General features: G+C 42.1%; 9 protein-coding genes. 6 read left to right on the top strand and 3 right to left on the bottom strand.

Annotation, left to right across the window (positions count from 1 at the left end):
• Both LI164_RS09590 and glgB read left to right on the top strand, forming a co-directional pair.
• On the top strand, positions 1-1,037 hold a 1,037-nt coding region (locus tag LI164_RS09590), incomplete at its 5' end, for an NB-ARC domain-containing protein (RefSeq protein WP_255642360.1).
• Between the two features lie 153 nt (positions 1,038-1,190).
• Complete coding sequence (gene glgB / locus LI164_RS09585; RefSeq protein WP_005335073.1) at positions 1,191-3,098, top strand: 1,4-alpha-glucan branching protein GlgB; 1,908 nt, start codon at positions 1,191-1,193, stop codon at positions 3,096-3,098.
• 84 nt (positions 3,099-3,182) lie between these two features.
• Here glgB and LI164_RS09580 read toward each other — a convergent pair whose 3' ends face one another.
• The 3 genes from LI164_RS09580 to trmB all read right to left on the bottom strand — a co-directional run bounded on the left by LI164_RS09580 (position 3,183) and on the right by trmB (position 5,673).
• Positions 3,183-4,307 (bottom strand): DUF1002 domain-containing protein, encoded by a 1,125-nt coding sequence (locus tag LI164_RS09580; protein WP_227087035.1) that lies wholly within the window; start codon positions 4,305-4,307, stop codon positions 3,183-3,185.
• Positions 4,308-4,445: 138 nt separating this feature from the next.
• A complete protein-coding gene (locus LI164_RS09575; RefSeq protein WP_005335076.1) occupies positions 4,446-4,763 on the bottom strand; it encodes a co-chaperone YbbN in 318 nt (105 codons plus the stop codon).
• A 235-nt stretch (positions 4,764-4,998) separates the two neighbouring features.
• Entirely contained in the window at positions 4,999-5,673 is a 675-nt protein-coding gene (trmB, locus tag LI164_RS09570) for a tRNA (guanosine(46)-N7)-methyltransferase TrmB (RefSeq protein WP_005335080.1), read from the bottom strand.
• Between the two features lie 423 nt (positions 5,674-6,096).
• Here trmB and LI164_RS09565 point away from each other — a divergent pair, with 423 nt between their 5' ends.
• The 4 genes from LI164_RS09565 to atpH all read left to right on the top strand — a co-directional run bounded on the left by LI164_RS09565 (position 6,097) and on the right by atpH (position 8,125).
• On the top strand, positions 6,097-6,759 hold the full coding sequence (locus LI164_RS09565; protein ID WP_005335082.1) for a F0F1 ATP synthase subunit A: 663 nt from the start codon (positions 6,097-6,099) through the stop codon (positions 6,757-6,759).
• Between the two features lie 78 nt (positions 6,760-6,837).
• Positions 6,838-7,056: an ATP synthase F0 subunit C gene (atpE, locus tag LI164_RS09560; protein WP_005335083.1), complete on the top strand. Its 219-nt coding sequence runs from the start codon at positions 6,838-6,840 to the stop codon at positions 7,054-7,056.
• Between the two features lie 51 nt (positions 7,057-7,107).
• Positions 7,108-7,608: a F0F1 ATP synthase subunit B gene (gene atpF, locus LI164_RS09555; protein WP_005335085.1), complete on the top strand. Its 501-nt coding sequence runs from the start codon at positions 7,108-7,110 to the stop codon at positions 7,606-7,608.
• On the top strand, positions 7,589-8,125 hold the full coding sequence (gene atpH, locus LI164_RS09550) for an ATP synthase F1 subunit delta (RefSeq protein ID WP_117613738.1): 537 nt from the start codon (positions 7,589-7,591) through the stop codon (positions 8,123-8,125). Before atpF ends, atpH begins: the two co-directional genes overlap by 20 nt.
• Positions 8,126-8,131 lie beyond the last annotated feature (6 nt).

Raw genomic sequence — 8,131 nt, 5'->3', positions numbered from 1 at the left:
ATTTCGAGGAAGAGGATGACTTCGAGGAAGAGGACGACTTCGAGGAAGAGGATGATTTTGAGGAAGATGATTTCGAGGAAGATGACTTTGAAGATGAGCTTCCTGAGATTCCGGATCCGGAAGAACTTGAAGGAGACTTGGAAATTGAAGAACCATCTGAGGAAGAGATTCAGCGCAGAATTAAGAAGTCAAAAGGAAGTGGAGTTCCATTTGATACCGGATTTGTTGTAACAGGAAGATATGACTTAAGTGCAACCAGTGAGATTGGACTGAAAGCCGGACTGACAGAGGAGCAGAAGAAATTATTCTCTTACTTCGTACCGGTCAGAGGAATGAGTGAACAGATTGTTGCAGTACTTGATAATGACAGACGTGCCCAGAGAGAGGGAACTTCAAGAACCGGTAACTTAATGATCGTTGGCCGTAAAGGATCTGGAAAAACAGTACTTGCAGTAGATATTGTAAAAGCAATCCAGAAACAAAGAAATCTGAAACAGGGTAAAGTTGCTATTGTTACAGGTGAATCGCTGAATAAGAAGGAACTTGGCAATATTATCCAGAAGCTTCGCGGTGGAGCGATCATCATCGAAAAGGCTGGTAAGTTGAATTCCAGAACAATCAAGGAACTGAATGCATTGATGTCAAGAAAGACCGGAGAGCTTCTCTTTGTTCTTGAAGATCAGAGAAAACCTCTGGAGAGAATTATGACAGCTAATCCGGATTTCAAAAAGAAATTCACTTCTAAGCTTGAACTTCCGGTATTCATCAATGATGAGTTAGTAACATTTGGTCAGACTTATGCGAAGGAAAATGGATATAAGCTTGATGAAATGGGAATTCTGGCACTTTACAGCCGAATTGATGTAATGCAGCGTGAAGATCATGCGGTTACAGTTGCGGAAGTAAAAGAAATCATGGATGAAGCAATTAAACATTCACAGAAAGCAAATGTAAAGCATCTTGCAAGACGTGTATTTGGAAAATCTACGGATTCGTCAGATCGCATTATTCTGAAGGAAGAAGATTTTAAAATTTAATGATATAGTGAATGTAAGTGATGAAGCAGGGATACAATTGTAGAAAATTGTATCCCTGTTTTTTGTCTGGAATCGAGTGACATAGATTGAATTTTGTGTTCCGCTAAGGTATACTTAAGATATTGAAATCCGGATGAAATGTGAGGGAAGTTTATGGAGAAAGAATGGAAAGCTTATGAAATCGGAGAATTAGATCAGTACCTTTTCGGACAGGGAAATCACTACGAAATTTATAAGAAGCTGGGTGCACATATGGTGGACGACGAAGGGCAGGAAGGAGTTTATTTTGCTGTCTGGGCACCGAATGCGAAATCCGTGTCTGTAGTGGGGGAATTCAATGACTGGGATCGCACAAGAAACCCTATGACAAGGGCGGAATATATCGGAATTTACACATGCTTTGTACCGGGAGTAAAAGAAGGCATGATGTATAAGTTCTGCATTGAGACGATTACAGGGGAGTATCATATGAAGGCAGATCCGTATGCCAATTATGCAGAACTTCGTCCGGGTACAGCATCAAGAATAACGAATATTGAGAATTTGAAATGGACCGATAGTTCCTGGATGACTGCACGGGAAAAATGGAACCACAAAAAAGAACCAATGTCTGTATATGAGGTTCATATGGGTTCTTGGAAGAGGCACCCAGGCACAGAGGACGAGGGATTCTATACTTATCGTGAGTTTGCAAAAGAAATCACAAAGTATATGAAAGATATGGGATATACGCATGTGGAGATCATGGGAATCGCAGAACACCCATTTGATGGATCATGGGGATATCAGGTGACAGGATATTATGCGCCGACAAGCCGTTATGGAACACCGGAAGATTTTGCGTGGATGATCAATTATCTGCATAGAAATGGAATCGGTGTCATTATGGACTGGGTTCCGGCACATTTTCCAAAGGATGAGCATGGACTTGCCGAGTTTGACGGAACAGCAACTTACGAGTATGCAGATCCAAGAAAAGGGGAGCATCCGGACTGGGGGACGAAGATATTTGATCTTGGCAAGAATGAGGTAAGGAACTTCCTGATTGCCAATGCACTTTTCTGGGTGGAGCACTTCCATATTGATGGACTTCGTGTTGATGCAGTTGCTTCTATGCTGTATCTGGATTATGGAAAGAAAGACGGAGAATGGGTTCCGAACCAGTATGGAGGTAATGAGAACCTGGAGGCAGTAGATTTCTTCAAGCATCTGAACACAGTTGTACTTGGAAGAAATCCGGGTGCACTTATGATAGCGGAAGAGTCTACGGCATGGCCGAAGGTAACTGGAGATGTAGAAGACGGAGGTCTTGGATTTAGCCTTAAGTGGAATATGGGGTGGATGCACGACTTTACGGAATATATGAAGCTGGATCCGTATTTCAGAAAAGACAATCATCATATGATGACATTTGCCATGAGTTATGCGTACAGCGAAGATTACATTCTCGTACTGTCGCATGATGAGGTTGTCCATTTGAAATGTTCCATGATCAATAAGATGCCAGGACTTGGATTTGATAAATATGCGAACCTGAAAGCAGGATATGCATTTATGATGGGACACGCCGGAAAGAAATTGTTGTTCATGGGACAGGATTTTGCACAGCTTCGCGAGTGGTCAGAGGAACGTGAACTGGACTGGTATCTGTTGGAGGAGCCGGAGCATCAGGCAATTCAGTCATGGATGCGTGATCTACTCCACATGTATAAAAAGAAACAGGCGCTTTATGAACTGGATCAGTCATGGGAAGGATTCGAGTGGGTCAATGCAGATGATGCATACAGAAGCATTTACAGTTTTATCCGCCATTCTAAAGATGGAAAGCATAACCTTTTGTTCGTGATCAACTTCACACCGATGGCAAGAGAAGATTACCGTGTAGGCGTTCCTAGAAAGAAGCAGTATAAGCTGATTCTGAACAGTGACGATGTGAAATATGGCGGAAATGGCGAGAAGAGACAGAACATTTATCATGCCGTGAAGAAAGAATGTGATGGAAGACCATATTCATTTGGATACAAATTGCCGCCGTATGGGGTAGCAGTTTTTGAATTTTAAAATGTATAATAAGAGAGGTGTGGAAGAGAAACAGGGAGATGGAATTTGAGTATTCCATCTCCCTGCTAAAGTTATGAATTAATTTTATTCTGCGTTTGTAGAAGTGTCGTTATCAGCATTGTTGTCGGTGCTGCCTGTATCGGTGTTGTTGTCCGTATTTTCTTCGACTGCGTCAGTGCTATCTGTATTATCGGAGTTTTCGGTATCATCGCCTCCGAACAGATCTTTGAAAAATCCTACGATTTTATCCCAAAGTCCTTCCTCTTTTGCCTGATTTACGGCATCGTTTGCTTTGGCTTTTACGGCATCTAATGTGCTGTCGATGATTGCATCATTTCCGAGTGCTGCATCATCTGTATTGTTAATAATTCCGCCGTTGGAGTCATCTCCGCCAAAGAAGCCTTTGATGGAGGACCACAAGTTGCTGAAGAATCCTCCGGATTTCCCGTCCAGGTTGTCGAGAGTCTTTTTCAGTGCTTTGACATCGTAGTCGTACTGGGAAATAGATTCCATCAGACTTGTGATTTTTGCAAGCTGGTCATCGGTCAGTGTAATTCCCTGCTTATCGGCTGCGTCAGAAATCGCGTCCTGAATATCGGACGGATCAGTCAGTTTATCTTCAATAACGGATTCTTTGACATCGTTGATCAGATCAGATGCTGTATCCTGACCGAGATCCTTGGCGAGGTCACCGGTTGTTACCAGCTCTTCTGTTGCAGTTGCTTTCTGGTCTTCGGAAAGTTCTTTCCCACTGGCTTTTTCGTAAGCCATCATAATACCTGTCAGTGCACCGGTTCCGGATACTTCAATTGGAGATCCGGCAACAACGTTACAGTTCTCAACGCCGGAAGTCAAAAGTGTACTGGCGATCATAGAACTTGTTACAAATGTTAGGTTTGCGACTTTTACCTGAATTCCGCCGCTGTCTGTCGGCTCAACATAAGAACAGCTATATGTTCTTGTACCAATCTGGGATTCGGTTGCGATCCCTTCCATATATTTTCTTTCGTCTGTGTTCGTGACTTCGATCGTGTCTACCTGATCGGCGGAAGTACCGAAGTATTTGTACATAGAAGCTTTCTGCTCGTCGGATAAGTTCGCTCCGAGAGTGACTACTTTTGCGCTGTCAGCCAGGGCAGTTACCGGCAGGCTTACAGATGCCAGAATGATTGCCAGGCTAAACGGCAGAACCCTTTTTAATTTTTTCATACTCATAATTATCCTGTGGTGTCAGACGCCACATCTCCTTTCTGTACCCCCAATAATAGCATACTTGTGTAAAAGTAAAAAGTAAAAAATTCTTAACTATTTCGAAAGATTTTGTTACGGCTTGTGTACATCTGTGGACTAAGACAAGATTTCCAGTATTCTGGATTCAAATGTGTGTTCATCCACCATTCCCCCCATGGCACCGACTGACTTTTTATCTTTGAAGAGAACAAATGTCGGGACGATTTCCGGGGCGTATTCTGCGGCGAGTACTGCAGATTCTTCAATTTCGACTTCGCAGAACTTGATCTTTCCGGCGTATTTCTTTTCGATATCCTCCACGACCGGCTTCATCATGGCACATTTCCCGCACCAGATAGCGTAGAACATAACGACGACCGGGAGAGAGGTATCTTTTACTTCTATTTGAAAATTTTTTGCAGTTAAATGTAACATCAAATCAACCTTTCTGATCAGTGCCTTCGGCAGTCAGAACCGTGGTTCAGAATATCATATACTTCTTTCAGGGATTTTCTGAAACAACCGATCCACCTGTGCAGACACCGATTTCGATAAGTGTATTCAAAAAACTTTTGTCGGAAGTTTTTTTTGTTATGACAATTTCGGCTCATGGCGAACAGACTCCGAAGGCTTTCTCATTAATAATATATGCGCTGTAGCGCTAAGAAAGTCACAGCAGACATCTTCTTTTAGCAATGAGCTTGCAAATCGGGTGATCCATGGATGAAAATTTCTCTTCATATTCTGTCATAATATTTCCAACGTTCATAATTTCATCATGGTGCAGGTCATAAGTACATTCGGAAATGCCCCATGTTTCGGATTCCCCTAAAGACTCAACGGAAAAATCAAAAAGATCACGGTTATCTGTCTTGAATTCTACCTGTCCGTCCTGGACAAGCACCTTGTCGTAACGTGCAAAAAAATCCGGTGACGTGAGGCGCCTTCTTGCATGGCGGGCTTTCGGCCATGGGTCGGAGAAGTTCAGATAGATCCGGTCAACTTCATTTTCAGCGAACACATTTGCTATGTCCTGTGCGTCCATACAAATGAAGCGAATGTTTGGCAGAGTGCTTTCGTTTTCTTCTATATATATGTTTAACTTTTCCACAGCACGGAGAAGGACGCTTGTGTAGCGCTCGATTCCGATGTAGTTGATCTGTGGATTTTTCTGAGCCAGTGCCATGAGAAAACGGCCTTTTCCCATGCCGATTTCAATGTGGACCGGGTAGTCATTCTGGAATACATCAGATGCCCAGTGACCACGGAATTCTTCCGGAGTCTCGATAACCTGACTGCACTCTTTTAACACGCCTTCGGCGCGGGGTATATTTCTAAGTCGCATATATGCTCTCCTTATTTGTTGTATTTCTTTATTTGCAAACTTCCCAAATCCGGGAGATTCTTGCCTTGCCTTAGTTTACAGGCTTTGGCAAAAAAAGTCAAACTCAATGGTGTATAGCGGTCATATCTATATCATATTGCCGAAAGCAATATGCGTAACGACTAAAATTTTTCTGAAAAACACAAATAATTTGTGCAAATTTTCAACATGTTAAGGAGAAGGTATATAAAACGGGAGGAAAGTGACTAAATTTTGGACAAATGAAAAAACTCAAATAAGAGAATATGCTTAAAAAATTGTCAAATAAAGTAATTGTTAAGAAAAAAAGAAATGATTGACATTTAAAAAACAGGAGAGTAAAGTAATCACGAAATTTGAAGAAGAAAGGGAGGGAGTCATACGGAGAAATTAACAGAGAGTCTGTTGGAAGAGCTGAATTGTGATACAGCATTTACCATTCCGTTATTCGGGGGAATTAAGATTAGTGAGTCCGTGGCGGTCACATGGATCATTATGGCTGTAGTTGTATTGCTGTGTGTCATATTCGTAAGGAATCTCAGTGTAGAGAATCCGGGGAAAGCTCAGCTTTTATTGGAATCCGCAATCGGAAAAGGAGTGGACTTCTTTGAAGATGTTATGGGCAAAGAAAACCGAAGATATATCCCATATCTGATCACGGTGCTGATCTATATCGGAATTGCCAATATCATTGGATTGTTTGGGTTTAAACCGCCGACAAAGGATCTGAATGTCACAATAGCGCTGGCTGTTATGAGTATGTGTCTGATCGAGTATTCCGGAATACATAAAAACGGATTAAAACACTGGGTCAAACATTTTGCAAAGCCGGTTCCGTTCGTCGCACCGATCATGGTACTGGAGATTGTAATCCGTCCATTGTCCTTGTGCATGCGACTGTTCGGTAATGTACTGGGAGCATTTGTAATCATGGAGCTTTTAAAAATAGTAGCTCCGGCGATTATACCAATCCCGTTTAGTTTTTATTTTGATATATTTGATGGATTCTTACAGGCTTATGTATTTGTATTTCTGACGGCGCTGTTCATGAATGAGGAACAGGAGTAAAGCCGGAAGATAAGACGAACAGACTTAAAAGGGATTTAAGAAAACATTTTTAGACAAGAAGAAAAGGAGATTAAGATTATGTTAGTAGCAATTGGAGCAGGTATCGCAGTTTTAACAGGTTTAGGAGCAGGTATTGGTATTGGTCTTGCAACAAGCAAGGCAGTAGACGCTATCGCAAGACAGCCAGAGGCTGAGTCAAAGATCAGCAAGAACCTGATTCTTGGTTGTGCCCTTGCAGAGGCAACAGCTATTTATGGATTTATCATCGGTCTTCTGATTATCCTGATGCTGAAATAATTAGCAGTTCGTAAAGAAGCAGGAGAAAAGAAGAAAGGCAGGTGGGAAAAGGTGATAAAAGTAGATTTGAGCCTTCTCTGGACCATAATAAACCTTGTAGTCTTTTATCTATTACTGAAGAAATTCCTGTTCAAACCAGTTATGGGGATCATGGAAAAGCGTGAGCAGATGATTGCCGACGGACTGAAAAATGCAAGTGACAGACAGGAAGAGGCAGAGTCTCTGAAAAAAGAGTATGAGTCAGCTCTTTCCGGTGCAAAAGAGGAGTCGGTTAAAATCGTTGAAAATGCCCGTGTAGAGGCTAAGAGACAGTCAGATGAGATTCTTGCAGATGCGGACAGAAGAGCAGATGCCACGATCGAACGTGCCAGAAAGACCATCGAGACTGAGCGAAAGCAGGCACTGGATGGCGTTGAGACACAGATTGCAGGACTTGCAATGCAGGCAGCCAGAAAGATTGTAGATGAAGAGACAAGAAAACAAGGAAATCAGGCGATTTATGATCAGTTTTTGGAAAGCGTAGGTGACGCTCATGACGGCAAAGACGAGTAATACAGTAAAGTTCGTTCAGCCGGCAGCAAAGCGCTATGCAAGAGTTCTGTACGAACTGGAAATTCCGAAAGCAGATATTGAGAAAACAAAAGAAATCTTCTGTCAGGTACCGGAAGTATATGAAGTACTGTTAAATCCGGTAATTACGGCAAAGAACAAATACAGTGTTATCGAACAGATATTTCCAAAGTCTATTTGTAATTTCCTGAAGGTAACATGCGAGAACCAGAGAATGGGCATGCTTTGGGACATTTTCGAAAGCTATGATAAATATTGTGAGGAGCAGCAGCAAGTTATGACTGCGACTTTAATATGTGTAGACGAGCCAGACGAAGAGCAGGCTGAGAAGATGAAAACATTTATTATGGATAAATATCATAAATCGAAGGTAAATCTGGAGGTCGAAAAAGACCCGTCACTGCTTGGAGGATTTATCCTGAGAGCGGGCAGTGATGAATATGACTGGAGCATTCGTGGAAGAATGAACCGGTTAGAACAAAAATTGACCTGGAGGTGAACGTAA

The sequence above is a fragment of the Dorea sp. 210702-DFI.3.125 genome (assembly GCF_020560945.1).
GTDB lineage: Bacteria > Bacillota > Clostridia > Lachnospirales > Lachnospiraceae > Dorea > Dorea formicigenerans.
This window is presented reverse-complemented; position numbering and strand designations above follow the sequence as displayed.